We start from the raw sequence: 24,834 nt of genomic DNA on the forward strand, positions 1-24,834 counted from the left end.
TAAATGCTGTCAGAAACAAAATAATACATATTGTTTTTGCACTTATAAAAAATCAAACTTTGTATCAAAATCGTTTGGTTACGTCATAGAAATCGAAGTGACATTGAGTAAAATTAAAAGTTTTGAATGCAAGCAAACGTCAATTCCTCATCACTCTTTACTAGTCACTGGTTACATAACTATTAGAAAACTAGGCAATAGAAAATAAAAAATTTGAAATTTGAAATAAGTCAGGGTGACAACGCTGTCAGGTCGAGTGGATTTTGCTTTAAAAAAAGCAAAATTTGTATCGAGACCTCATTCTTGTTCAAAACATCAAACTACCTCTCGATACAATTTCGTTGCGTTTCACTCCACAAAATCACTCGAGGTAACAATTATGGAAGGCCTGCCTGAATGACTATGTCTGGAAGACTACTCGAAAAAGTTCAATTCACTAATCACTATTAACGATTCACTAAAAAAAACTACTTCAACGACTTAATAAACGGCTCAATCCCCTCCATGCCTTCGTTGGTTAATCTGCGAATAAATTCCGAGCCGATAATGCAACCACTGGTGTAGCGACTCGCCTGCTCAAAGCTAAACGCATCTTTGATCCCAAAACCAACCATCAGTTTATTGTTAAGGTGCATGTCAGATATGCGTTTGAAATACGACATGGCTTCTTCGCCAAATCCTTTTTCACCTCCCGTGGTGCTGGACGAACTCACCATATACACAAAGCTGTCACCTAAATCATCGATGGTTTTAATACGTTCTACTGACGTTTCCGGAGTGATGAGCGGTATGAATTTGAGTCCGTGAGTTTCAAACAAGGCTTTGTAATCTCTTTCAAAAATATCGATGGGTAAATCGGGCATAATGATGCCATCTATACCAATAGCTTCACATTCCTTGCAAAAGTCCTCCACTCCAAACTGTAGCATCGCATTGAAATACCCCATGACGATCAAAGGAATATCCACCTCCTTGCGGATACCTTGCAACTGATGAAATAGTTTCTGAGTACTCATGCCATTTCGGAGTGCCTGCTCTGAGCTTTTCTGAATGACGGGTCCATCCGCCAAAGGGTCGCTGTAGGGCAAACCAATTTCAATGACATCGGTGCCGGCATCGGCCAGGCGTTTTATGACTTCTGTAGTGTCTTCCAGCTGCGGATAACCCGCCGTGAAGTAGATGGAAATCAATTTTTCGTCTTGTGCTAAAGCTTTATTTATTCTGTTCATAGGTTGTTTGTTTTGTAGTGCTAAATCCGTATTTGTTAAAGCCTATTGTAGATAAGTGTCTCTATTTCGTTCGATCTAGCTTAGTAGGATTTTGTCTTGTGTCGAAAACATCAGAAATTTTAAAAATCCTTTTTTATAGTCAATTGAATAAATAAGTTTGTAGTTTCTGAAAACCAAATATCGATATTCAATTCCTCTATGTTTTAAAGAGAGTTCTATTTGTCCGATTTCTGGAGTTTTAATCAGTTTATTCGGTTCGTTAATAATAGCATTTACGAACTTTTTAGCAACTTTTAAACTTGCAGTCTTTTCGTAATACTGATAAATGTCGTCAAGTTCAGATTCAGCCAATTCCGACCATATTATTTTCAATGACATTATTCGTATTTAGCTGCTAGTTCAGAACTACTTTTAAATCGATTGTTTTGGAAATCAGATTCAGATTGATCAATTCTTTTATCCAACTCTTCTTGAGTCATAGATTCAAATGTTCTTAAGTCAGAAACATTCTTTTTTTTTCTCAGTATGTTTTCAAGAAGTGAAACAACTTCTTCGTTTTGTAGGTTTAAAAATTCTTTTACAAATTCTATTTTCCGAGCTTCTAAATTCATTTTATTAAGCTTTTTTCAAATATAGTAAATATCAATTTAGCTAACTTTTTTATTTGATGATAGATTTTATGATGTGTTTGATTATTGATCCATTTAATTTAGTCAATGCTTCTTTATTTGAAGGTTGAACTTTCATGATTTGGGTTCTCGACTCCGCTCGAACTTGAAACAAATACTTATAGATTCGCAATTCTGTTTGAACATCGAGCTGCCTGTGCTGAGCGAAGACGAAGTGGAGTCGAGATGCTTTTCCAGCCCTCAGACTTTATCCTAAGTATAATCGAAGGGCTAAACAAACATCTCTAATACTTAATACCCAAAATACTTCCTATACGTCTCCAAATCCTTATCCCCTCTCCCCGAGCAATTGAATACCAGCACATCATCTTCCTTAAAGTCCAGGTATTTGAAAATTGCAAAAGCATGTGCCGTTTCAATCGCGGGGATAATGCCTTCCATACGGCTCATTTCTAAGCCAGCTTCCATAGCCTCAGCATCGGTAATCGATACAAATTTGCCTCGACCAGTCTTAAACAAATGTGCGTGCAGTGGACCGATTCCAGGATAATCCAATCCTGCAGAAATCGAATACGGTTCTGTGATCTGTCCATCGGTATTTTGCATCAACAGGGTTTTACTCCCGTGAATAATCCCTTCTCGACCCAGAATCGTCGTCGCAGCAGATTCAGTGGTTTCCACCCCCTTACCAGAAGCTTCCACACCGATGATGCCGACTTCTTCATGATCCATAAAATCAGCAAACAAACCAGCGGCATTACTCCCACCGCCTACACAGGCGATGACATAATCTGGTAATTCACGACCTTCCTTCTCCAGCATTTGTTTTTTCACCTCCTTGGATATCACACTCTGCAACTCGGTGACCATGGCTGGATATGGATGAGGTCCGACTACAGAACCAATGATGTAATGCGTGTCTTTAGGATGATTGATCCAGTCACGGATCGCCTCGTTGGTCGCATCTTTCAGGGTTTTACTTCCTGAAGTCGCTGGCACCACTTTCGCACCAAGCATTTTCATTCGCGCTACGTTGGGGGCCTGTCTTTCGATGTCGACTGCTCCCATATACACGATACATTCCAAACCCATCAATGCACAAACAGTTGCCGTGGCCACACCATGCTGACCTGCACCAGTTTCGGCAATGATACGGTGTTTACCAAGTGCTTTGGCCAAAAGAATCTGGCCTACCGTATTGTTGATTTTATGTGCGCCCGTGTGACATAAGTCTTCTCGTTTCAGATATATTTTTGTCTTATACTTCTCGCTAAGGTTTTCTGCGAGATACAAAGGTGTTGGTCGACCTACATAGTCTTTTAAGAGGCTTTTGAATTGCTTCTGAAAGTCATCCGACCTTACGATCTGCTTATAGTTTTGTCTTAATTCTTCTACATTGGGATACAGCAATTCTGGAATATACGCGCCTCCAAAATCTCCGTAAAATCCCTTGTCATCTACACTATACTTGCTCATACGTTCTAAGGTTTTGTAAAAATTTGTGTACTAAAGTTATGTTTTTAAGGCCGGGCTCATCTTCAAACCCACTATTGATATCGACGCCGGCAATCAGACCGTCTCTGTATAACTGACTCACCTGTTCGGCATCTTCTGGCCCTATGCCCCCACTCAGCATTACAGGTTTTGAAAAGTTTTGTTTCTGAAGCAACTGCCAGTCAAACTTCTCCCCGTTGCCTCCCCGGTACTGACCTTTGGTGTCCAGCAAATAGCCGTGCACATAAAAACTGTAGGCTTCGATGCCTTCAAAGTCTGAAGGGGATTTTATAGAAAATACCTTCCATAATTTCACCTCAGCATAACCTGCCTCAGCTAATGTCTGATTCAGCTGTTCGCAAAATTCAGGCGTTTCATGACCGTGCAACTGAATTATGTTCAGTCCAAAGCTTTTGACTTTCGCTAAAATAATTTCAAGGGTTTCGTTCACAAACACACCTACTTTCTGAATTGTATTGGGAAGCTCCACTTCCGTTTCCGCAAAACGTGGCGACTTCTTATAGAAAATAAACCCCATATAATCGATGTCCAGTTTGGACAGCGCTTTTATATTTTCGGGATGCTTCATCCCGCAAACTTTCACTTTCATCACTTACTGGTATTAGATTCTGAGAGTTGTTGTTTCATAAAAAATTCACCAACTAACACGCCGTTGAATCCCTGCTGAATTAATTTCTCAATGGTTTCCATATCCTGAATTCCACTTTCTGAAATCTTCAGCAAGTCCGATGGCAAATGCGGCAACATGTCCAGTCCCTGCTGAATACCAACATCAAAAGTTCTTAAGTTTCGGTTATTAACGCCAATAAGATCGATATGTTTCGGAGCTAATTTTTCAATTTCATCAGCTTCGTGAATTTCAAATAAAACCTCTAAACCTAAGTCATGAGCCAAAATAGCCAGTTCCTCCAACTTTTCTGAAGGCAAAGCATTAGCAATCAACAAAATCGCATCGGCACCATAAGCTTTGGCTTCATACATCTGATAGGTATCTACCATAAAATCCTTACGAAGAAGAGGCAACTTACACACTGACTTAGCCAGTTGTAAATCTTCCAGACTCCCTCCAAAATACCGCTGATTGGTCAATACCGACATCCCGGCAGCGCCCATTTGCTCATAGCGCTGGGCAATTTCCATCACATCTGCTTTTAGATTTATCGTCTCTTTACTAGGTGAACGTCTTTTAAATTCAGCTATAATTCCTTTTTCTGAATTTGCCACTGCCTGCTTCAAGCTTCGCGTGGGGCTTGAAAACTCAGGGAAAGACTTCAGGACATCGACGGGCATGTTCTGTTTCTTAAGGTTAACAACCAGCTGCTGATAACCGATGATTTCTTCTAAAATCTGCTTCATGACTGACTTATAGTTTTTAGTTGGTTCAATACTTCCAGGGCTTTGCCCCCTTTCAAAATTGATTTAGCTTCGCTGAAAGCCTCTTTTATTCCGATAGATTTTGCTATGGAAATTGCCGTTGCGGCATTGGCACACACTACATTATTCTGGGCTTCAGTTCCTTTTCCACTCAAAATCTGGTAAAAAATGTCTGCTGCGCCTTCAACCGTATCCCCTCCGTAAATTTCTTCTTTGGTTACAGGCAGTACACCAAAATCTTCAGCAGATAGGAAAGTTTCTTTAGAGTTGGTCACACATTTGGTTTTGGAGGTGAGTGAAATCTCATCATACTGATTCAAATCATGTAAAATGCAATAGGTCTTATCGGTTTTCTGATATAAATAATGGTACTTTCTCAACAGTTCTAAATCGTAAACCCCTACCAGTTGCAGATCTGGTTTAGCCGGATTCACCATAGGCCCAAGCATATTAAAAAAGGTTTTCAAGGCCAAAGATTTTCTGATGGGCGCTACATTTTTCATCGCAGGATGAAAGAGCGGGGCGTGAAGAATGGCGATGTTGGCCTTATCCAAACACTTGTCTAAAAAGCCCTGTTCATTGGAAAATTTGATACCCATCGCTTCCAGAACATTGGAACTTCCACTGACAGAAGACACGCCATAGTTTCCATGCTTAGCCACTTTTACATCCATGGCCGCCACTACAAATGATGCAGCCGTCGATACGTTAAAAGTATTCTGTCCATCACCTCCCGTTCCGCACAAATCCATCACCGTTTCGCCCTGAAAATCCACAGGAATACAGAGTTCCAATAGCGCATCCCGAAAACCTTCCAGTTCTTCTACGCTGATGCTTCGCATCATAAACACGGTGAGGAAAGAGGCAATTTGAAGGTCACTAAATTCTCCATTGGAGATTTGCAGCAACACCTCTTTTGCTTCAGCTTTGGAGAGCTGTTCCTGTTGTATGAGACGATTGAGTATATATTTCATAGTAAAATTCGTTTATAGAGTCAGTTAGCTTTCTATCCAGTTCTTAATCATTTGTTTGCCTTCCGGCGTCAACACCGATTCCGGGTGAAACTGAACTCCTCTTACATCGTATGCTTTATGACGCAAAGACATGATTTGCCCCTGCTCATCCACTGAAGTGGCTACCAGGCAATCTGGTAATTCCTGTTTGACGACCCAGGAATGGTAGCGCCCTACCATCATAGTTTCTGGCAGACCCTTGTACAAAACTTCATCTTCTACGAGAGTTTTGATCTCTGTCGCCACGCCATGGTGAACTTTATCCAAATTCAGCAGTTCACCTCCAAAAACTTCCATGATCGCCTGCTGACCCAAACACACACCAAGCATTGGCTTTTCATGAGCAAAAGCTTTGATAATGGCTTTCAACTGACCGGCTTCCTCTGGAATCCCAGGACCAGGCGAAAGTAATATTTTATCGTATTGCGCCACCTCCTCGAGATCGACCTCATCATTTCGTTTGACGGTGACTTTGGCATCAAATTCTTCCAGATAATGCACCAGATTGTACACAAAAGAATCGTAATTATCTATGACTAATATTTTCTTCATAACTTAATTTTATTGATCTAAAGCTTTACGCAAAGCTCCAAGTTTATTGATGACTTCCTGCAGTTCGTTTTCTTCGGTGCTATCGCTCACCACGCCAGCACCCGCCTGATAATGTAATTTCATATCTTTACTGACGAAACTTCTGATGATGATGGCCTGATTCATATTTCCTTTGAAATCGATCACGCCTATCGCTCCGCCGTAGGCCTCACGACTGATGTTTTCGTATTTCTCAATTAACGACATCGCCATGTGTTTTGGGGCGCCGCTTAAAGTTCCTGCCGGAAAGGTGTCTCCCAGTAATTTTAAACTGTCTTCCGGATTCACTTCAGCCGTCACTTTACTCACTAAATGAATTACATGAGAAAAATACTGAACTTCTTTGTAAGTCTCCACCTTAACTTTTTTACCGTTACGGCTTAGATCATTTCGAGCTAAATCCACCAGCATCACGTGCTCTGAATTTTCCTTTTCGTCCTCAGATAATTTTAATGCCATTTCAGCATCTTCCTGGTCATTCCCTGTTCGTTTGAAAGTTCCTGCAATGGGGTGGATCTCGGCTTTCCCATCCTGAACAACAAGATGTGCTTCTGGAGAACTTCCGAAAATTTTATAGTTTCCAAAGTCGAAGTAAAATAAATACGGACTTGGATTGATACTTCTTAGCTTTCGATATACGTTGAATTCGTCGCCTTTAAAACCCTGTGAAAATCGTCTGGACATCACCATTTGAAACACATCTCCACGCTGGCAATGTTTTTTAGCTTTGGTGACGTATTCCATGAATTCTTCATCGGTGATTGGTGATTCTTCCTTCCCATCCAGTTCAAAATCATATTCGGTATAATTTTGATTTTTCAATAAAGATTTCAGTTCTGAAATGCGATCTGTTCCATCATACGAATGGTTAAACACATAAGCTTCATCGTTGAAATGGTTGATGACGATCACATTTTGAAAGACATTGTAAAGCATGTCTGGCAAACCCAGCTTCGACTTGCTCTTATCGATGGTCAGGTTTTCAAAATACCGAACTGCATCGTAGGTGGTAAACCCAAAAAGACCCTGGGTTAAAAACTTAAAATTGTGATCTTCCACTTCAAATTCGGCCAAGTATTTTTTCAATTCATTAGCCACATTGACACTTTTATCAATATCGATTTGCTTGAAAGTACCATCGGGGTATTTGAGTTCGATTTGCTCATTTTCCACTTTGAAGTGAGCGATGGGATTACAACAGATATAACTAAAGCTGTTGTCATTGGTATGGTAGTCGCTGCTTTCCAAAAGCAGCGAGTGCGGATATTTATCCCTGATTTTGAGGTAGGCACTCACCGGCGTAAAGGTGTCGGCAAGCAGCTTCTGATAGGTGGTTTTTAAAGAATAACTCATAGTTTTAGACTCAAAGTTTTAAAAATTAAAAAAGGCTTGTCGTGATAGACAAGCCTTTATGAAATATATACATAGCAGGATCTAGATCACGACGTTTGACGTAATAAAGACCACCACCAAGAATTGTTTTTGTTATTTAACATATTACAAACATAGGAATAATAATCATTTATTTCTGAATCTACAGATGTTAAAATTTTGTTTGATCTCGACTCTACTTCGTCTTCGCTCAGCACAGGTAGCTCGAACCTAAACAAATTGTCAATATTTAAATTTAAACTTTTTCTATGTTTCTCTTCTAGCCGTCACTATTTCAAGTTCGAGCCTTTCGCCATTGCTCAAGATAAACTCTGTAGAGAACCTTTCGCCATCGCTCAAGATAAACCCTGAAAAGAACCCAGTTTGTTTCAAGTTCGAGCACTTCATTTCTTCTGTATAAACTCCGTTTAGAACAGGCTGCGTCTCGACTCTACTTCGTCCTCGCTCAAGATAAACTCTGACGAGAACAATGCAAAAAAAATAAAAAACACCATCTCGACTCCGCTCGATGTTCAAACATCAAATCTGCTTTATGCTTAATTGTTTCAAAATAAACTTTGCAGAAAACCTTTCAACTTTGCTAAAAATAAAATCAGCCGGAATCTTTAATGTTTCAAGTTCGAGCCTTTCGTCATTGCTCAAGATAAACTCTTTCGAAAACCCAATTTGTTTCAAGTTCGAGCACTTCATTTCTTCTGTATAAACTCCGTTTAAAACAAGCTGCATCTCGACTCTACTTCGTCCTCAATCAAGATAAACTCTAACGAGAACAATGCAAAAAAAATAAAAAACACCATCTCGACTCCGCTCGATGTTCAAACATCAAATCTGCTTTATGCTTAATTGTTTCAAAATAAACTTTGCAGAAAACCTTTCAACTTTGCTAAAAATAAAATCAGCCGGAATCTTTAATGTTTCAAGTTCGAGCCTTTCGTCATAGCTCAAGATAAACTCTGTAGAGAACCTTTTATGATTGGTCTTTAAATTTAGAATGTGAATCATTTTTACATTCAGCTAAGTTTTTCAGTCTATCCCAGTTTCTATTTATCAAAGCTTCTTTTTTAAGTCTACTCCACTTCTTTAATTTCCGTTCAAATTCAAAAGCTTGCTTTACATCAGAAAAGGTTTCGTAAAATACCAGTTCCAGTGGTTTACGCTTATAAGTGTAAGCCTCTTTATTTTCTTCACTATAACAATGCTCCTGCCATCTTCTACCTATATTATTGGTCATTCCTGTGTAATAAGTTTGATCAGAGCACTTGATGATGTAAACAAAATAGGATTTCATGATTTATGTGATGATTTAGTTTTTGTTTGTTCTCGACTCCGCTCGAACCTAAACAAAAATATAGTCTAAAATCTAAATTACGAACCGCCTCTACTTCGTCTTCGCTCAGCACAAGCAGCTCGAATCTAAACAAAATAGTGTTTAAATCTGTTCAGCTAATTAGATTTAAGAGCGATGCCCTTTTTACTGTTTATTCTATTTACAAAATTTAAAATTCAAAAAACACCCCTATCATCCCTTCAAGGGGATAATCTCACCTGAAACCTCCTCTCCTGAAGGAGCCTGCCTGTCGTACAGATAGAGATTAAGGAGGATGTCATAGTCATCTGAATTTTGATGTGTCAAGCTGCTCCATAACTCTTCTTTTATCAACGTACACTTATAAAAATCTAATTTCAAATCCGAACATTTTACTATATTTGTATCTAAATGAATACACTTTTCAATGCTAATCCTCGAAAAAACTTCTGAATTTGACAAGTGATTTAGAAAACTAAAAGATTTAAGAGCAAAAGCCAAAATACTTTTCAGACTCCAAAAACTTGAAATGGATGAACATTTCGGTGACTTTAAATCTGTTGGAAATGGAATTAGTGAAATAAGAATTAATTACGCAAAAGGCTACCGATTATATTTTAAGGAAAAAGGGAACAAAATTATTATTCTACTAATTGGTGGAGATAAATCGACTCAACAGAAAGATATTGAGAAAGCAAATAAAATTTGGAACAAAATTAAAAATGATTGATATGGAAACCTCAAGATTTGAAATAGCTGACTATTTAGAAAGCGAAGAAATGATTTCTGAATATTTGAACACAGTTCTGGAAGATGGAGACGATTCAGATTTAATAGTAGCCATCGGCCATATTGCAAAATCGATTGGCATGTCTAAAATTGCCGAGAAGACAGGAATGAGCAGACCAAGTCTCTACAAAGCATTATCTAAAGGAGCAAAGCCACAATTCGGAACAATCATGAAAGTATTGAAAGCCATTGGCGGACAAATTCATGTAAAACCATTGTCAGCATAAAAAACAATCTTTTAAATTCGCACAAAACACACCCTATCATTCCTTCAAGAGGATAATCTCATTTCATGCCTCCTCCCTCGAGGAAGTCCCGATAAGTATCGGGAAAGGCAGGTGTAATGATTTATCAAAAATATTTATGCATACTGATGACCATGTGTTTTTTTCAAAATGGACTTTGTTTTGAAAAAAAGATGTCAGGGCGCTGCCCCTTTTATGACAGGATGCTATTTTTTCTATTAAGACTGGAGGGCGCTGCCCCTATCTTAGCTCTCTACGATCAATTTCAAAAAATGAGACGCGCAACCCTGAAATCTGAGTAAAATCTGGAATCCTATTAAAGGTAGGGGCGTTAGCCCTGATATCTTCTTAACATCAATACCCGAGAAAAAGAAAAGGGGCGTAGCCCTGTGATCTAAAATAATGGGGAATTATAAAAAACACCATCTCGACTCCGCTCGATGTTCAAACATCAAATCTGCTTTATGCTTAATTGTTTCAAGATAAACTTTGCAGAAAACCTTTCAACTTTGCTAAAAATAAAATCAGCCGGAAATCCTTCATGTATCAAGTTCGAGCCTTTCGCCATTGCTCAAGATAAACTCTTTAGAAAACCCAATTTGTTTCAAGTTCGAGCACTTCTGTTATTCTGTATAAACTCCATCGAGAACCCTTCCTTTTCTTCCAAAAACTCTTCAAAATAGTATATTTGAATTTCAACAAAATAAAAAACACAATGAAAGCTTACATATTTCCAGGACAAGGCGCTCAATATACAGGAATGGGCCAGGACTTATACCAATCTTCTGAAGAAGCCAGAGACTTATTTCACAAAGCCAACGACATCTTAGGGTTTGACATTGCCAAGGTGATGTTTGAGGGATCAGAAAATGAACTGAAACAAACCAAAGTAACTCAGCCTGCGATCTTCCTTCACTCTACCATTTTGAGTAAAGTTTTAGGCGACTCCTTCCAGCCTGATATGGTGGCAGGACACTCCCTTGGTGAGTTTTCAGCTCTGGTGGCCAATGGGACTTTAGAATTTGAAGATGCTTTAAAGCTAGTTCACAAAAGAGCTTTGAGTATGCAGGCGGCTTGCGAAAAAAACCCATCATCTATGGCTGCTATTTTAGGCCTTGAAGATTCTGTGGTAGAAGAAGTTTGTGAATCTGTAGACGGTGTGGTCGTCCCTGCTAATTACAATTCACCTGGACAACTCGTGATCTCAGGAGCTCACGAAGCTGTAGAAAGAGCTTGCGAATTGCTGAAAAAAAGAGGAGCCAAACGTGCGCTTATGTTGCCCGTTGGAGGAGCATTTCACTCTCCATTGATGCTTCCGGCTCGCGAAGAGCTGGCTAAAGCAATAGAATCAACCACTTTCCATCAACCAATTTGCCCGGTCTATCAAAATGTAACTGCTTCTGCGGTTTCTGACCCTGAAGAAATCAAAACCAATTTGATAGAACAATTGACAGCACCCGTCAAATGGACACAAACCATGAAACAAATGCTTGCTGATGGCGCTACTGACTTTACAGAAGTTGGTCCCGGAAAAGTACTCCAGGGCTTATTGAGAAAAGTGGACAGACAAGTAACCGCAGACAGTATTTCTGGATTGTAATTATATATTTCAATAAACTAAAAAACCTCTCTTCATTAAATTGAAGAGAGGTTTTTGCTTTTCAATACAGATCATTCTGAATTTATTTCAGAATCTTTTTGTTATTTTTTAAAGTGATCAACTAGGGAGATACTTAGGGGATACTTAGGGGTAACTAGGGAGATGCTTAAGTCTAAATTGACCTGTCTAAAAAGAGGAATTAAGCCATAAGCTAACTTTAGAGTTATCTTTATTTAAACAAAAAACGACCTCAAATGAGGTCGTTTTTAAATTGAGTATTGATTGTAAGATTAATCTTTATAGATATTTACCGGCCATGAATCATTTGAAAAATTCACATCCGTCAGGATTTTATCGGGATCGATTTCAATAGATTTAATGTCTTTTTCAGTTTCAAATTTATGGGTCCAGGTATCTCCCCTCTGCCAGATTTCCACAGGAAGACTTTTCATAGCTGTTGTGCCATCTTCAAAAGTAATTTGCATTTTTACAGGCATTGGAATATCTCCCTTGTTTGAAACTGTAAGGAAATAAGCACCATCTCGCTTTCTCAAAGAATCAATAGCTAAATCGATATTACCTGTTCCATAGAACCAGGGTTCAAAAAACCAGGATAAGTTTTCACCTGCTGCACTTTCCATATGGTTGAAAAAGTCTTTTGGTTGCGGATGCTTAAAAGCCCAAGTCTTGATGTAAGATTTAAATGCATAATCAAAACGTTCTTCTCCAAGAATATATTCTCTCAACATAACTAGGCCAATTGCTGGCTTATAATAAGCAATCATTCCAAGATTTCTTAAGTTGGCAACATCTGGATATGTAGCAATGCTTTCTCTAGTATCACCAATAAACCAACTGGTCAAATTTCTTGGCTGGTTGAGTCTTGCCGGATATTCTCCATCATTGAAAGCTAGCGTAGAGTAATAGTTAATAAACGTGTTGAAGCCTTCATCCATCCAAGCATAACGTCTTTCATTACTTCCTACAATCATAGGAAACCAGTTATGACCAAATTCATGATCGGTGACACCCCAAAGACTAGCTCCTTTGCTTTTCCAGCTACAAAAATTAAGTCCTGGATATTCCATTCCGCCTATTTCTGCTGCAACGTTGACTGCCGCAGGATAAGGATACTCGTACCATTTTTCTGAATAATACTCTATTGAAGCTTTACTATATTCAGTTGATCTTGACCACGCATCCTGACCATCACTTTCGATTGGATAAGCTGAATGTGCCAGACCTGTTTTTCCGCTAGGTAAATTAAATTGAGCTCCATCCCAGATAAAAGCTTTGGAAGCTGCGAAAGCAAAATCTCTAGAGTTTTCAATTTCATAATGCCAGGTTTGAGTACCACTTTGATTGGCAAACATGCTAGAATCACCTATTTCTTCTGAAGAGATAATACTGACCGTTTCTTGACTTTTCAGTGCTTTTTCATATCGATCATAAGCTGAAGAGGACAACACTTTTTTAGGATTCTGAAGTTCTCCTGAGGCAACAACTACATAATTATGAGGAACTGTGATTTCCACATCAAAGTTTCCGTAATCATAATAAAATTCGCCAGCACCAAGATATGGCATAACATTCCAGCCTTCGATATCATCAAATACTGCCACTTGAGGGAACCATTGAGCCAAGGCATAAATTTCTCCATTCTGAGTACTGAGACGTCCCATTCTATCCATTCCATTCACAGGAATTTCAAATTCGAAATTCATGGACACCTCGGCTTTACCACCTTTGGCTTTTATAGGCTGATCGAAAAACACTTGCATACGCGTATCTGTAATCAGGTGTTTAGTCGATGTTGAACGTTTTACTTTTGCTTGAAGATTGGAAATCTTTACTCCGTCCAAAGGATCTCCGTTGTAGCGATTACCCTCTACAGGAGTCGTTAAAGTTCCTCTAGAATCTTCAGTAAATCTATTTTGTTCCAGATACATCCAGATGTAATCCAGGTCTTCAGGACTATTGTTGATGTACTCCATCGTAATTTGTCCAGTAATCGTATGTGTTTCAGGATTCAAATTTGCTTTGATCGTATAATCTGCTTCATTCTGAAAATACTCTGGCCCTGGTTTTCCTGTAGCAGACCTATAGGAATTTCCTGACCTATCCATAAATTCGTCGAATTGAGACTGATTACTTTCTAACTGTGCAGAAGCTGAAGGTAGGGTAAGTACACTTAAGCCAAGAGCTAGAAATAGATAATTTATTTTATTCATATTTATAAAAGTTTTGATTTGGGCTCTAAAATAGAAAAAACAAGAATATAAGCCAGTTTCCAAGTCTAATATTATTCAATCTCTAAGTAATTACGCTTGACGAAATCCAAAGCCGTCTTGAGAATATGCCCCATAGTTTTACAGCGCTTGAAGCGTATATCTCTGGTGAAATCTACAAGTTGCCTCCTCAGCATTTTTACATTTTCGTCTGTTGATACTCTGTCTTTAATCATACAGCGTATCAACATTCTAAACCGTTTTTCTGAAGTAATAAGCCGCTTGGCCACTTGTGAACGCTCTTCCTTTCGGTATTGTTCCACTGAAGTGTCTTGTAACAATTCTGAAACCATTTTTACCAGAGGCCTATTTTCTTTGAAAAAATGAGGCTGATATACTTTCAGGTTACCTTCATAATTTTGCTGATCAAAATCAATCGCCCTAATTTTATAATCTACATGGTCAAAGTCGTGAGTAGGAATCACCACATAATTATAAGATCTCATATCACCGAGAAGTCTAAGTGTACAGCGTTCATCAAACTTAACAAATTGTTTGGCGATTTCATTCCTGGCTCTATCAGTGCATTCCGGCAAATGCTCTTTAATAAATACATCGCCGGGAATTCCTGCAATATGCTCTTCAATCAATGTGTCTTTGTAAACTAAAAAGTTGATACGGTTTGGAGAAAGGATATGTTCAAAGTCAAGCCCATATATTCTTGACGCGTCCGCTTTTTTGACATAGAAATAAGTGAAGTTATCATTAAGAACATTCCTGATTTTGATTCTGAAGGGTTTAGAGTTTCCAAAAGTGCAGTAATCGATAGCATCCACATTGAGGAAATCCATATGTTCACTGCGCCCATCGGAGTGAAGAATGAGGTAAACACGCTTTAAGCTGTTATCAATTTCTTCCCTTTCAAAATCTGAATAGTAGCATCTCACCCATAACGTATCCTCGTCATGTCTATCATAAACAACGATAGAACCCGAGAACCTTAACAAGTCATCATAAGAAACCGGAATTCTTGTATTCCTGTTGTAAGTCTGGAGATACTTATTGAGTTGCTCGTTAATAGGAAAAGTTGGTTTCTTCCTAGACATGAGTTTCTTTTCCATGGGCTAGTTTTTATTCAAAGGTAGCAAATTTGCTTGCTTAAAATGTAACATAATTCTTAGCTTTCCGTCCTATAAAAAACTCGACCACTTTGAAAACTATTTTAAAACTAAAAGATCTCACCAAAAAGTTTGGAAGTTTAACCGCAGTAAATGCTCTAACATTTAATATTCAAAAAGGTAATGTTTACGGCATACTAGGACCAAATGGAAGTGGAAAATCGACTACTCTGGGGATGGTGCTTAATGTTGTGAATCCAACTTCTGGTTCCTTTGAATGGTTTGAAGGAAACATGACCACACACAATGCTTTAAAGAAAGTAGGAGCTATTATAGAAAGCCCTAATTTCTACCCCAGTATGAGTGCAGAAGACAACCTGAAGTTGGTTTGTAAAATCAAAGAAGTCGACTACTCTAGAATTGATGCTGTTCTGGAAATCGTAAATCTACAGGATAGAAAAAAAGATCATTTCAGAAGTTATTCCTTGGGCATGAAACAAAGACTGGCTATCGCTTCAGCTTTGCTTAATGATCCTGAGATTCTCATTCTTGATGAGCCTACCAACGGATTGGACCCTCAGGGAATTCATCAGATTCGGGAAATTATTAAAAAAATTGCCGCAAACGGCATGACTATTTTGCTTGCTTCCCACCTGCTCGATGAAGTAGAAAAAGTGTGTTCTCACGTCATCGTGATCAGAAAAGGAGTGAAACTTTACGCGGGTCCTGTAGACCAGTTGAATGCCACACATGGTTTTTTTGAATTAAAAAGTGAAGACAAGGAAGCTCTAAAATCATTTCTCGATTCTCATGAAGCTATTGAAAGTTATGATGTAGAAGAAAACGATTTGATCAAAGCGATTTTATCTCACCCATATGAAGCAAAAGCTTTGAATAAAGAATGTTTCGAAAAAGATATTTTACTTACACACCTGGTGAAACGTAAAGAAACGCTGGAAGAACAATTTTTAAAACTCACCAAAAATCAATAAGCTCAACTTATGAAAAGACTTTTTCTCATCGAATTTCACAAGCTTAAAAATAACAGAGCTGCCAAAATACTCAGCCTTATTTATTTCATCCTGTTTAGTGCTATTGCCTTATTTGCCTCAATCCGGTTTAATTTCGGATCGATTGACTTCAGATTGGCAGACCAGGGCATTTTCAATTTTCCTTACATCTGGCATTTTAACGCTTATTTTGTAGCTTTCTTAAAATTATTTCTTGCAGTGGTCATCGTTTCCATGGTTTCTAGCGAATACACCAATCGTACTTTAAAGCAGAACTTAATCGATGGATTAAGCAAAAAGGAATTCATTTTATCTAAATTTTACGGTGTCCTGGGGTTTGCTTTAGCCTCAACAGTATTACTTTTTATAGTAAGTTTAGTTCTAGGTTTACTTTTTTCTGATTATGATGAATTCAGTATTATTTTTTCTGATCTTGAATATATTTTCGCCTACTTTTTAAAATTAGTTGGATTCTTCTCCATGTGTCTATTTTTTGGAATTTTATTAAAACGTTCTGCGTTTGCCTTAGGATTTCTTTTCCTGCTCTGGATTTTTGAGGGGATTGTTCAGTTGTTTGTAAAATTTCAAGCTGAATCCCTAGACTTTATCGTTAATTTTCTGCCACTTCAGTCCATGAGCAATCTGATTATTGAGCCCCTTTCAAGATTGGGAGTAATAAAATCTGCAGCAACTCAGTTAAATTCTGAATTTGAAAAATCATATGATGTAGAATGGTCGGCTGTATTGGTAGTTTTAGGCTGGAGTTTCATATTCATTTATTCCTCATGGAAACTTTTACAGAAAAGAGATCTTTAGGTTATATTTGAGAAATCTCGATTCTTGAATAAATTCGTTGTTTTTCTGGTTTGTATTACGAGTCTCTCCGTTTTTGGGCAGGGAGAAGCAAATAACTGGTATTTTGGAGATAAGGCTGGTATAACTTTTAACACCAATCCCCCATCAGCAGTTACTAACGGACAATTAAGCACCAACGAAGGCTGCTCCTCAATTTCCGACATTAATGGTAATTTATTAATGTATACTGATGGAAGAACAATTTGGGACAGGAACCACAATATCATGCCTAATGCTGACTACTTTAATGGAACAGGTCTTAACGGTGACCCCTCCAGTACATCAAGTGGGTTAATAGTGCCACATCCTACAGACCCAAACCTTTATTTTGTTTTTACAGTAGATGAACCCCATCACGAAAATGCTAATGCATATCCCGGCCAAGGGCCTGCAGATAGATTTGGAAATTCTATTCCTGCATATACAGATACTGAAAGAGGTGTCCCGGAAGAAGATGACGGATTCAATAATGGGCTGAATTATTCTATTGTTGACATTTCTTTAAATGGCGGCCTTGGTGATGTTATTTCTGGTGAAAGAAATAATGAACTTATAACTTATGATGAAAATGACACTGAAGAAATTAAATACAAAGCTTCAGAAAAAATTACAGCTGTAAGAGGTAGTGATTGTAATTCTGTCTGGGTTATTTCTGAAAAAACGATTGGAGTTTTAGGAATTATGAAGTTTTTTACTCCCAACGGCGATGGCATTAATGATGTTTGGGAAATAAGCGGATTGTTAGAAAGCAACAGTGAAGAAATCTTACTTCAAATCTATAACAGGTACGGAAAACTTTTAAAAACATTTACAAACAACGAAAATGGCTGGGATGGTACTTATAACGGCAGAGACTTGCCTTCAGATGACTATTGGTACCGCATCCGTCTCACCGATGGAACCATTGAAACTGGAAATTTCACCCTAAAACGATAACTTATAACAATTAAAACATAATCATATGAAACTAATTTTTAGCATTTCTCTTTTAATACTGACATTTTACAACTTGCATTCTCAGCAGAAAAATTTTATCGACCAAGCCTACATTGAGGTGAAAGGAAGCTCAGATACATTGGTTACGCCTGATAGGATTCATATCAATATTCTTATTTCTGAAGAAGACACCAAAGGCAAATCGAGTGTTGAAGAATTAGAACAAAAAATGATTTCTGAGTTCAAAAAACTTAACATCGATATTGAAGAACAGCTTTTTGTAACAGATGCGAGCAGCGATTTCAAATCATATTTCTTGTCTGGTCAAAAAGTAATGAAGTCTAAGCAATACAAGCTCCTTGTTTATGAAGCTTCTACATTGGGAAATGTTCTGAGAAGCATGCAGGAAATAGGCTTAGCCAATATCCAACTTGACAAAACTGAGCATTCAAAAATAGAGGACTTCAAAACTTTGATGAAAGCAAAAGCTGTAGTAAAAGCCAAAGAAAATGCATCAGAAATGGTTAACGCAATTGGCCAGAAGCTAGGAAGAGCTATCTATATTTCTGAAACTAATGCTTACGCATATTCAATACAAGGTAAAGCTGAACGTTTCCAAATGAGTACAACTTCCAGCATCAACCAAGAAGAAACTGAAAACAATCTTTCTTTTGACCAAATTGAAATTAAAAGTGAAGTACTTGTCAGGTTTATTTTAAATTAAAACATTTAAATTTTATTAGACTTAAAAACAAAATGACATGAGATATATCTCCTTAATTCTACTTAGCATAATTTTTGCTGGCTGCAGGAGTAGCAAAAACGATAACCCAAATTATAAAGCCCAAGACTTAGAGGTTGTTCTCGATGGAAGCTTCAATTATCAAAATGAAAGTCTTGCAAGTCAGCGTTGGTTAATTTCTAGTCAGTCAGAATTAGAATCAAAGTTTTCTCTAGAGCCAAATTTCTTGGGTTATTTTCAAAAAAATCCTTTTAATTTTGACACACACGTGATGTTAATAGCTTCAGATAAAGTCAGGACAACAGGAGGTTACTCTGTGGATATCCAATACGATGGAGAAAATGAGAATAACATATTTTTTAAGGTCAAAATTAATGTTCCAAAAGGCCTAGTAACATTCCCGGTATTAATTCCTTATCAAGTCAAGAAATTTCCCAAAACCGATAAAACTTTAAAGTTTAGAGACTAATGTTCTTCAGAATTATAGTTTTTGATAAGTGAAACTCTATTTTTCTAAAGATACTTGACTATTTAAGTTCGATTCTACGTTCTTAAATATTTGTCTTTCTGAATTCTATACCTGTGAAATTAATGCCAAAGGAAGTGCTTTGACTTTGCGTTAACTTTGAAGCGAGGTACCTTTGCAAAAATAATTTTGAATGAAATTCAATTTAAAGTCAAACTTTAAACCTACAGGAGATCAGCCTCAGGCCATTGAAAAGTTGATAAAAGGAATAAACGAAAATGAACGCTATCAGACTTTGCTCGGAGTGACAGGTTCTGGTAAAACCTTCACCATGGCCAATGTGGTTGAAAGTGTTCAAAAACCAACTCTTGTTTTAGCACATAACAAAACTCTTGCCGCTCAATTATACTCAGAATTTAAAGCTTTCTTTCCTGAAAATGCTGTTGAATATTTTGTGTCTTATTACGATTACTACCAGCCTGAAGCCTTTATTCCTTCAAGCGGAACTTATATTGAAAAAGATTTATCCATCAACGATGAAATCGAAAAGCTCAGACTAAGCACGACATCCTCCCTGCTCTCAGGAAGACGAGATGTGCTGGTCGTAGCTTCTGTCAGTTGCCTTTATGGTATTGGAAACCCCGTAGAATTTCAAAAGAATGTGATTCAAGTTGAAGTAGATCAACAAATCCCGAGAACAAAACTGCTTCAGCGTTTGGTACAAAGTTTATATTCCAGAACCGAGGTTCAGTTTAACCGAGGCAATTTCAGAATAAAGGGAGACACTCTAGATATTTTTCCCGGCTATGCAGATCATGCGTATCGCATTCACTTTTTTGGAGATGAAATTGAAGAAATCGAAGCTTTCAATGTGGAATCCAATGAAATTATGGCCAAATATGATACACTGAACATTTATCCAGCCAATATATTTGTAACTTCTCCTGATGTTCTGAACAGTGCTATCGATCAAATTGCTATTGATCTTGGTAAGCAAATTGAATACTTCAAGGAAATTAGAAAACCTCTTGAAGCCAAACGAATAGAAGAACGAACTAATTTCGATCTTGAAATGATCAAGGAATTAGGGTATTGTTCTGGTATTGAAAATTACTCTAGATATCTAGATGGAAGACAACCCGGAACAAGACCTTTCTGTCTTTTGGATTATTTTCCAGATGATTATTTGATGATTGTAGACGAAAGCCACGTCACCATTCCTCAAGTGGGCGCCATGTATGGAGGTGACCGTTCCAGAAAAGAAAACCTGGTAGATTACGGATTTAGATTACCCGCAGCCATGGATAACCGACCTTTGCGACTTGAAGAATATGAAGCATTGCAAAATCAGGTGGTTTATGTGAGTGCAACGCCTGCAGATTATGAACTTCAGAAATGTGATGGTGTTTACGTGGAGCAGGTAATAAGACCAACTGGCTTGCTTGATCCTGAAATTGAAGTGAGACCTAGTCAGAATCAAATAGATGATTTAATTGAAGAAATCAATAAAAGAGTTGAAAAAGACCAGCGTATTTTAGTCACGACTTTAACTAAGCGAATGGCTGAAGAACTCACTAAATATTTAACAAGAGTAAGAATAAGAACACGTTACATCCATAGTGATATTGACACTTTGGAACGGGTAGAAATCATGTCTGATTTACGAAAAGGTGTATTTGATGTCCTTGTTGGGGTGAATTTATTGAGAGAAGGTTTAGACTTACCAGAAGTTTCACTAGTTGCGATTTTGGATGCCGATAAGGAAGGATTTTTAAGAAGTAATAGAACGTTGACTCAAACCATTGGCCGTGCAGCACGTCACCTTGAAGGAAGAGCAATTTTGTATGCCGACAAAATCACGGACAGCATGCAAAAAACAATCGATCAAACGGAATACAGAAGATCAAAACAAATCGAACACAATACTAAACACAACATTACACCACAAGCTCTAAAAAAAGCACACAATTCAGCTTTAAGTGGAAAAAAAGAAAAGCCATACGAAGTTATTGAAACACCGACTCTGCAGGCAGCGGAAGAAGCTGCAGAAAATTACAATGCAACCGACTTGAAAAAGAGAATGACCTTGGTAAGAAAGTCTATGGAAAAAGCGGCTAAAGATCTGGATTTTATGGAAGCGGCGCGTTTTAGAGATGAACTGAAAATGCTTCAGGAAAAATTAGAAAAAGAGAAAGCCTAAGTGGTTATCTGAACTGAGTTTTAGACATAAAATCCCAAACACAAACTCCAGCTGTAACTGAAATATTTAAAGAATGCTTAGTGCCAAGCTGGGGAATTTCTAGAACTGCATTTGAAGCATCCACAACATCCTGCTGAACACCTTTTACTTCATTCCCAAAAACGAAAGCATAGGTTGTATCTTGACTTGGACTAAAATCCTCTAAAGAAACTGAGTTTTCGGCTTGTTCTATAGACATGACTTGAACTTCTCTTTCTTTTAATTCTTGAATAAGTTCCAGCGTACTTTCTCTATAAGACCAATCAACCGTTTGAGTTGCACCTAAAGCTGTTTTCTGAATGTCTTTATGAGGTGGTTTTGCAGTTATTCCGCAGAGATAGATTTTCTGAATCAAAAATGCGTCTGCAGTTCGAAATACAGACCCAATATTGTTAAGACTTCTAATGTTGTCCAAAATTAAAATCAATGGCGTTTTGGCAGAAGTTTTAAACTCTTCATCGGTTTTACGGACGAGTTCGCTATTTTTTAATTTTCTTGGCATAACATGTTTTAATAAAAAAACCCTTTGATTTCTCAAAGGGTTTGGTACTCGGAGCGGGACTTGAACCCGCACGACCGCAATGGTCATTGGATTTTAAGTCCAACGTGTCTACCAATTCCACCATCCGAGCAGAAAGAGCGAAAGACGGGATTTGAACCCGCGACCCCCACCTTGGCAAGGTGATGCTCTACCCCTGAGCTACTTTCGCGTAGATTATTGCGAGTGCAAATTTAATATATTAATTGATTTGTCAAAACCTTTTTAATAAAATCTGCGAAAATATTACTTCTTTGATTTAGGAGATAGCAATCGTTTAATCTCATTTAACTTCATTAAAGCTTCAACCGGAGTCAATGTGTTAATATCTAGTCTTATAATTTCGTCCTTAATTTGCTCAAGCAGAGGATCATCCATGTTATAGAAGCTCAATTGAGGCTCAGGCTGGACTGCCTGTCTGATTGAACTAGAGTCCTCATTGGAATCCCGTAGTGACTCTAATTTTTTCAAAACAGTATTAGCTTTTTGTATCACATACTGTGGCATTCCAGCCATTTTTGCGACATGTATCCCAAAACTATGCTCGCTGCCACCTGGGACAAGCTTTCGCAAAAACAATACTTTATCTTTTAGTTCTTTGACGGAAACATTGAAATTCTTTATTCGCTCAAATTGCTTTGTCATTTCGTTAAGCTCGTGGTAATGTGTAGCAAACAGAGTTTTTGCCTTACTTGGATGTTCATGTAGAAATTCAGCAATCGCCCAGGCAATCGAAATCCCATCGTAAGTACTGGTTCCACGACCAATTTCATCTAAAAGAACTAGACTTCTACTGGATAAGTTATTCAATATACTGGCGGATTCATTCATCTCTACCATAAAAGTGGATTCACCCATGGAAATATTATCACTAGCACCAACACGTGTAAATATCTTATCCACCAAACCAATCTCTGCTGAAGTTGCTGGAACAAAACTTCCCATTTGAGCTAAAAGGACAATGAGTGCAGTTTGCCTTAACAAAGCTGACTTACCACTCATGTTTGGTCCAGTAATCATAATAATTTGATTGATTTCCTGGTCAAGAAAGAGATCATTACTTATATACTCGTCTTCGGCTTTAAGTTGCATTTCAATTACAGGATGCCTCCCTTCTTTTATTGTTAATTCAAAACCTTCATTGATGTTTGGCTTAGCATAATTATGTTCTAGAGCTAATTGTGCAAATCCAGACAGACAATCTAACTGAGCAATCTGAAAAGCATTTTGTTGAATGACTTTAATATATCCTTGAGTCCATATGACAAGCTCTTGAAATAATTTCTGTTCTAAAACTGATATTTTCTCTTCTGCTGATAAAATTTTCTCCTCATATACTTTTAATTCTTCAGTAATATAACGTTCAGCATTTACCAAAGTTTGCTTTCTTGTCCAGTCTGATGGCACCTTATCTTTATGAGTATGTCTAACTTCAAAATAATAACCGTAAACATTATTACTGCCAATTTTCAAACTCGGTATACCAGTTCTTTTAGATTCAGTATTCAGCATTTCATTAAGATAGTCATGACCAGAAAAAGCAACTTTACGAAAGTCATCAAGTTCGTCAGAATATCCTGATTTTATGGCATTGCCTTTCAGAATATTCACTGGAGGCTCTTCAGAAATTGAAGAATCAATTTTATTTCTTAGAACTTCACAAGGATTCAAATGATCTGAAATAGTTTTCAATGACTCATAATTGGAACTGGATAAAGTCTCTTTACATGAATTAATAATATCAAGTGAATTTTTTAATTGTAAAAGCTCACGAGGGTTAATTTTCTGAGTTGCTACTTTTGAAACTAAACGCTCTAGATCATTTATCTCCTTAAGGTAAGATCTTATTTCATTTTGAAGATTAGGATGATCTTTAAGATAGCTTACAGTATCAAGGCGCTGATTGATTTTAAACTGGTGTTTCAATGGAAAAGCGAGCCATCTTTTTAGAAGTCTACTTCCCATTGCTGAAACTGTCTTGTCTATTATATCAATGAGAGATACTCCTTCTGAAGATGTAGATTGATAAAGTTCAAGATTTCTTATGGTAAACTTATCCATCCAAACATAATCCTCCTTAGGTATTCTGGATAAATTATTGATATGCTGAAGCTGAGAGTGATTGGTTTCAGATAGATAATGAAGTATTGCTCCTGAAGCAATTAAACCCTCATTAAAATCCTGAATTCCAAAACCTTTTACAGAAGTTGTATTAAAATGAGAGTTAATCAGATTATTAGAAAAATCATATTTGAAAACCCAATCGTCTAAGTAGAAAAAAGGATGCTGACTTCCAAGCTGGTCTGAAAGTAAGGCCTTTTGCTTTTTTGAAATCAGAACCTCACTAGGAGAAAAGTTTTGAATTAACTTATCGATGTCCTCAAGAGTACCTTCAGAGACTAAAAACTCTCCAGTAGAAACATCAATAAAAGAAATTCCAAAATTAGTTTTAGAACCTAAAAAAATTGAACAAAGAAAGTTATTATCATTTCGCGATAGAACATCATCATTTAAAGACACTCCAGGTGTAATCAATTCAGTTACTCCTCTTTTAACAATGGTTTTAGTTTGCTTCGGATCTTCCAGTTGGTCACAAATAGCAACTCTTAATCCAGCTTTTACAAGCTTAGGAAGATAAGTATTAAGTGAATGATGAGGAAAACCAGCAAGTTCTGATCGCTCACCTCCATTATTTCTATTAGTAAGTATGATATTAAGAATACGGGAAGCTGTTACTGCATCCTCTCCAAAAGTTTCATAGAAATCACCAACTCTAAACAATAACATGGCATCAGGATATTTATCCTTGATGGTATTATATTGTTTCATTAAAGGTGTTGTCTTCGGAGATTTGGATTTAGCCACTTTTTTTCAGCTAAAATACTAAATTGGTTTTGTAAAAAGTTGTGGTAAGGGTTTAAAACTAAAATTCTTGTAAATAAAAAAACCCTTAATTACGTTATGTAATTAAGGGTTTTAATATAAGGAAGGCGGCGACCTACTCTTCCACGGTATGTAG

Annotated in this window: 22 protein-coding genes, 2 tRNA genes and 1 pseudogene; 9 read left to right on the forward strand and 16 right to left on the reverse strand. The window is 37.4% G+C overall.

The window, feature by feature from the left end; genetic code table 11:
- Window positions 1-467 precede the first annotated feature (467 nt).
- From trpA to ACFQ0R_RS07815, 10 genes are all read right to left on the reverse strand, one after another.
- Entirely contained in the window at window positions 468-1,229 is a 762-nt protein-coding gene (gene trpA, locus ACFQ0R_RS07770; protein WP_379657816.1) for a tryptophan synthase subunit alpha, read from the reverse strand.
- A 75-nt stretch (window positions 1,230-1,304) separates the two neighbouring features.
- A complete protein-coding gene (locus ACFQ0R_RS07775; RefSeq protein WP_379657817.1) occupies window positions 1,305-1,607 on the reverse strand; it encodes a type II toxin-antitoxin system RelE/ParE family toxin in 303 nt (100 codons plus the stop codon).
- Entirely contained in the window at window positions 1,607-1,840 is a 234-nt protein-coding gene (locus tag ACFQ0R_RS07780; protein WP_379657818.1) for a hypothetical protein, read from the reverse strand. Before ACFQ0R_RS07780 ends, ACFQ0R_RS07775 begins: the two co-directional genes overlap by 1 nt.
- 309 nt (window positions 1,841-2,149) lie before the next feature.
- Window positions 2,150-3,334 (reverse strand): tryptophan synthase subunit beta, encoded by a 1,185-nt coding sequence (gene trpB, locus ACFQ0R_RS07785; RefSeq protein WP_379657819.1) that lies wholly within the window; start codon window positions 3,332-3,334, stop codon window positions 2,150-2,152.
- Window positions 3,321-3,962, reverse strand: a complete 642-nt coding sequence (locus ACFQ0R_RS07790; RefSeq protein ID WP_379657820.1) for a phosphoribosylanthranilate isomerase — start codon at window positions 3,960-3,962, stop codon at window positions 3,321-3,323. The genes trpB and ACFQ0R_RS07790 overlap by 14 nt, the downstream gene beginning before the upstream one ends.
- Window positions 3,962-4,729 (reverse strand): indole-3-glycerol phosphate synthase TrpC, encoded by a 768-nt coding sequence (gene trpC, locus ACFQ0R_RS07795; protein ID WP_379657821.1) that lies wholly within the window; start codon window positions 4,727-4,729, stop codon window positions 3,962-3,964. The genes ACFQ0R_RS07790 and trpC overlap by 1 nt, the downstream gene beginning before the upstream one ends.
- Window positions 4,726-5,721, reverse strand: a complete 996-nt coding sequence (gene trpD, locus ACFQ0R_RS07800) for an anthranilate phosphoribosyltransferase (protein WP_379657822.1) — start codon at window positions 5,719-5,721, stop codon at window positions 4,726-4,728. The genes trpC and trpD overlap by 4 nt, the downstream gene beginning before the upstream one ends.
- Before the next feature lie 24 nt (window positions 5,722-5,745).
- Window positions 5,746-6,312: an anthranilate synthase component II gene (locus tag ACFQ0R_RS07805; protein WP_379657823.1), complete on the reverse strand. Its 567-nt coding sequence runs from the start codon at window positions 6,310-6,312 to the stop codon at window positions 5,746-5,748.
- Between the two features lie 9 nt (window positions 6,313-6,321).
- The gene (locus tag ACFQ0R_RS07810) at window positions 6,322-7,704 is read right to left on the reverse strand and encodes an anthranilate synthase component I family protein (RefSeq protein WP_379657824.1); all 1,383 of its coding nucleotides are present in this window, start codon (window positions 7,702-7,704) and stop codon (window positions 6,322-6,324) included.
- A gap of 1,006 nt (window positions 7,705-8,710) precedes the next feature.
- Window positions 8,711-9,031 carry a GIY-YIG nuclease family protein gene (locus tag ACFQ0R_RS07815; protein WP_379657825.1) on the reverse strand — a complete coding sequence of 107 codons (321 nt, stop codon included), beginning with the start codon at window positions 9,029-9,031 and terminating at the stop codon, window positions 8,711-8,713.
- Between the two features lie 499 nt (window positions 9,032-9,530).
- On the opposite strand from ACFQ0R_RS07815, the pseudogene ACFQ0R_RS07820 reads away from it, so the two are divergent.
- From ACFQ0R_RS07820 to fabD, 3 genes and pseudogenes are all read left to right on the forward strand, one after another.
- Window positions 9,531-9,779, forward strand: a pseudogene (locus ACFQ0R_RS07820) (type II toxin-antitoxin system RelE/ParE family toxin); the annotation flags it as partial.
- 1 nt (window position 9,780) lies between these two features.
- On the forward strand, window positions 9,781-10,065 hold the full coding sequence (locus ACFQ0R_RS07825) for an addiction module antidote protein (RefSeq protein WP_379657826.1): 285 nt from the start codon (window positions 9,781-9,783) through the stop codon (window positions 10,063-10,065).
- Window positions 10,066-10,798: 733 nt separating this feature from the next.
- Window positions 10,799-11,683 (forward strand): ACP S-malonyltransferase, encoded by an 885-nt coding sequence (gene fabD, locus ACFQ0R_RS07830; RefSeq protein ID WP_379657827.1) that lies wholly within the window; start codon window positions 10,799-10,801, stop codon window positions 11,681-11,683.
- A gap of 290 nt (window positions 11,684-11,973) precedes the next feature.
- Here fabD and ACFQ0R_RS07835 read toward each other — a convergent pair whose 3' ends face one another.
- Both ACFQ0R_RS07835 and ACFQ0R_RS07840 read right to left on the reverse strand, forming a co-directional pair.
- A complete protein-coding gene (locus ACFQ0R_RS07835; RefSeq protein ID WP_379657828.1) occupies window positions 11,974-13,914 on the reverse strand; it encodes a M1 family metallopeptidase in 1,941 nt (646 codons plus the stop codon).
- Between the two features lie 71 nt (window positions 13,915-13,985).
- Window positions 13,986-15,032, reverse strand: coding sequence for a hypothetical protein (locus ACFQ0R_RS07840; protein WP_379657829.1), 1,047 nt, complete (start codon window positions 15,030-15,032; stop codon window positions 13,986-13,988).
- Between the two features lie 89 nt (window positions 15,033-15,121).
- Between ACFQ0R_RS07840 and ACFQ0R_RS07845 the strand changes: the two genes are divergently transcribed.
- The 6 genes from ACFQ0R_RS07845 (at window position 15,122) to uvrB (ending at window position 21,238) form a co-directional block, all read left to right on the forward strand.
- Window positions 15,122-16,021, forward strand: a complete 900-nt coding sequence (locus tag ACFQ0R_RS07845) for an ABC transporter ATP-binding protein (RefSeq protein ID WP_379657830.1) — start codon at window positions 15,122-15,124, stop codon at window positions 16,019-16,021.
- Between the two features lie 9 nt (window positions 16,022-16,030).
- Window positions 16,031-16,855 carry an ABC transporter permease gene (locus ACFQ0R_RS07850; RefSeq protein WP_379657831.1) on the forward strand — a complete coding sequence of 275 codons (825 nt, stop codon included), beginning with the start codon at window positions 16,031-16,033 and terminating at the stop codon, window positions 16,853-16,855.
- 24 nt (window positions 16,856-16,879) lie between these two features.
- Window positions 16,880-17,830 (forward strand): T9SS type B sorting domain-containing protein, encoded by a 951-nt coding sequence (locus ACFQ0R_RS07855; RefSeq protein WP_379657832.1) that lies wholly within the window; start codon window positions 16,880-16,882, stop codon window positions 17,828-17,830.
- A 25-nt stretch (window positions 17,831-17,855) separates the two neighbouring features.
- Window positions 17,856-18,554, forward strand: coding sequence for an SIMPL domain-containing protein (locus tag ACFQ0R_RS07860; protein ID WP_379657833.1), 699 nt, complete (start codon window positions 17,856-17,858; stop codon window positions 18,552-18,554).
- A 37-nt stretch (window positions 18,555-18,591) separates the two neighbouring features.
- Complete coding sequence (locus tag ACFQ0R_RS07865) at window positions 18,592-19,041, forward strand: PrcB protein (protein WP_379657834.1); 450 nt, start codon at window positions 18,592-18,594, stop codon at window positions 19,039-19,041.
- 190 nt (window positions 19,042-19,231) lie between these two features.
- The gene (uvrB, locus tag ACFQ0R_RS07870) at window positions 19,232-21,238 is read left to right on the forward strand and encodes an excinuclease ABC subunit UvrB (protein WP_379657835.1); all 2,007 of its coding nucleotides are present in this window, start codon (window positions 19,232-19,234) and stop codon (window positions 21,236-21,238) included.
- 4 nt (window positions 21,239-21,242) lie between these two features.
- Here the strand turns inward: uvrB and ACFQ0R_RS07875 are convergent, their stop codons facing one another.
- The 4 genes from ACFQ0R_RS07875 to mutS form a co-directional block, all read right to left on the reverse strand.
- Window positions 21,243-21,779 carry an RNA methyltransferase gene (locus ACFQ0R_RS07875; protein ID WP_379657836.1) on the reverse strand — a complete coding sequence of 179 codons (537 nt, stop codon included), beginning with the start codon at window positions 21,777-21,779 and terminating at the stop codon, window positions 21,243-21,245.
- Between the two features lie 42 nt (window positions 21,780-21,821).
- A tRNA-Leu gene (locus ACFQ0R_RS07880) sits at window positions 21,822-21,909 on the reverse strand.
- A gap of 6 nt (window positions 21,910-21,915) precedes the next feature.
- Window positions 21,916-21,987, reverse strand: a tRNA-Gly gene (locus ACFQ0R_RS07885).
- A 74-nt stretch (window positions 21,988-22,061) separates the two neighbouring features.
- A complete protein-coding gene (gene mutS / locus ACFQ0R_RS07890; RefSeq protein WP_379657837.1) occupies window positions 22,062-24,644 on the reverse strand; it encodes a DNA mismatch repair protein MutS in 2,583 nt (860 codons plus the stop codon).
- Window positions 24,645-24,834 lie beyond the last annotated feature (190 nt).

Source organism: Psychroflexus salinarum (genome assembly GCF_042677225.1).
In the GTDB taxonomy this organism is placed as follows: Bacteria; Bacteroidota; Bacteroidia; order Flavobacteriales; family Flavobacteriaceae; genus Psychroflexus; species Psychroflexus salinarum.

Coding starts and splice junctions, on each gene's coding strand:
- ACFQ0R_RS07810 (WP_379657824.1), bottom strand. CDS start 7,704: ATGAGTTATTCTTTAAAAACCACCTATCAGAAGCTGCTTGCCGACACC.
- ACFQ0R_RS07780 (WP_379657818.1), bottom strand. CDS start 1,840: ATGAATTTAGAAGCTCGGAAAATAGAATTTGTAAAAGAATTTTTAAAC.
- ACFQ0R_RS07835 (WP_379657828.1), bottom strand. CDS start 13,914: ATGAATAAAATAAATTATCTATTTCTAGCTCTTGGCTTAAGTGTACTT.
- ACFQ0R_RS07790 (WP_379657820.1), bottom strand. CDS start 3,962: ATGAAAGTGAAAGTTTGCGGGATGAAGCATCCCGAAAATATAAAAGCG.
- ACFQ0R_RS07850 (WP_379657831.1), top strand. CDS start 16,031: ATGAAAAGACTTTTTCTCATCGAATTTCACAAGCTTAAAAATAACAGA.
- trpA (WP_379657816.1), bottom strand. CDS start 1,229: ATGAACAGAATAAATAAAGCTTTAGCACAAGACGAAAAATTGATTTCC.
- trpB (WP_379657819.1), bottom strand. CDS start 3,334: ATGAGCAAGTATAGTGTAGATGACAAGGGATTTTACGGAGATTTTGGA.
- uvrB (WP_379657835.1), top strand. CDS start 19,232: ATGAAATTCAATTTAAAGTCAAACTTTAAACCTACAGGAGATCAGCCT.
- ACFQ0R_RS07775 (WP_379657817.1), bottom strand. CDS start 1,607: ATGTCATTGAAAATAATATGGTCGGAATTGGCTGAATCTGAACTTGAC.
- mutS (WP_379657837.1), bottom strand. CDS start 24,644: ATGAAACAATATAATACCATCAAGGATAAATATCCTGATGCCATGTTA.
- ACFQ0R_RS07815 (WP_379657825.1), bottom strand. CDS start 9,031: ATGAAATCCTATTTTGTTTACATCATCAAGTGCTCTGATCAAACTTAT.
- fabD (WP_379657827.1), top strand. CDS start 10,799: ATGAAAGCTTACATATTTCCAGGACAAGGCGCTCAATATACAGGAATG.
- ACFQ0R_RS07840 (WP_379657829.1), bottom strand. CDS start 15,032: ATGGAAAAGAAACTCATGTCTAGGAAGAAACCAACTTTTCCTATTAAC.
- ACFQ0R_RS07860 (WP_379657833.1), top strand. CDS start 17,856: ATGAAACTAATTTTTAGCATTTCTCTTTTAATACTGACATTTTACAAC.
- trpD (WP_379657822.1), bottom strand. CDS start 5,721: ATGAAATATATACTCAATCGTCTCATACAACAGGAACAGCTCTCCAAA.
- ACFQ0R_RS07825 (WP_379657826.1), top strand. CDS start 9,781: ATGGAAACCTCAAGATTTGAAATAGCTGACTATTTAGAAAGCGAAGAA.
- ACFQ0R_RS07805 (WP_379657823.1), bottom strand. CDS start 6,312: ATGAAGAAAATATTAGTCATAGATAATTACGATTCTTTTGTGTACAAT.
- ACFQ0R_RS07865 (WP_379657834.1), top strand. CDS start 18,592: ATGAGATATATCTCCTTAATTCTACTTAGCATAATTTTTGCTGGCTGC.
- trpC (WP_379657821.1), bottom strand. CDS start 4,729: ATGAAGCAGATTTTAGAAGAAATCATCGGTTATCAGCAGCTGGTTGTT.
- ACFQ0R_RS07875 (WP_379657836.1), bottom strand. CDS start 21,779: ATGCCAAGAAAATTAAAAAATAGCGAACTCGTCCGTAAAACCGATGAA.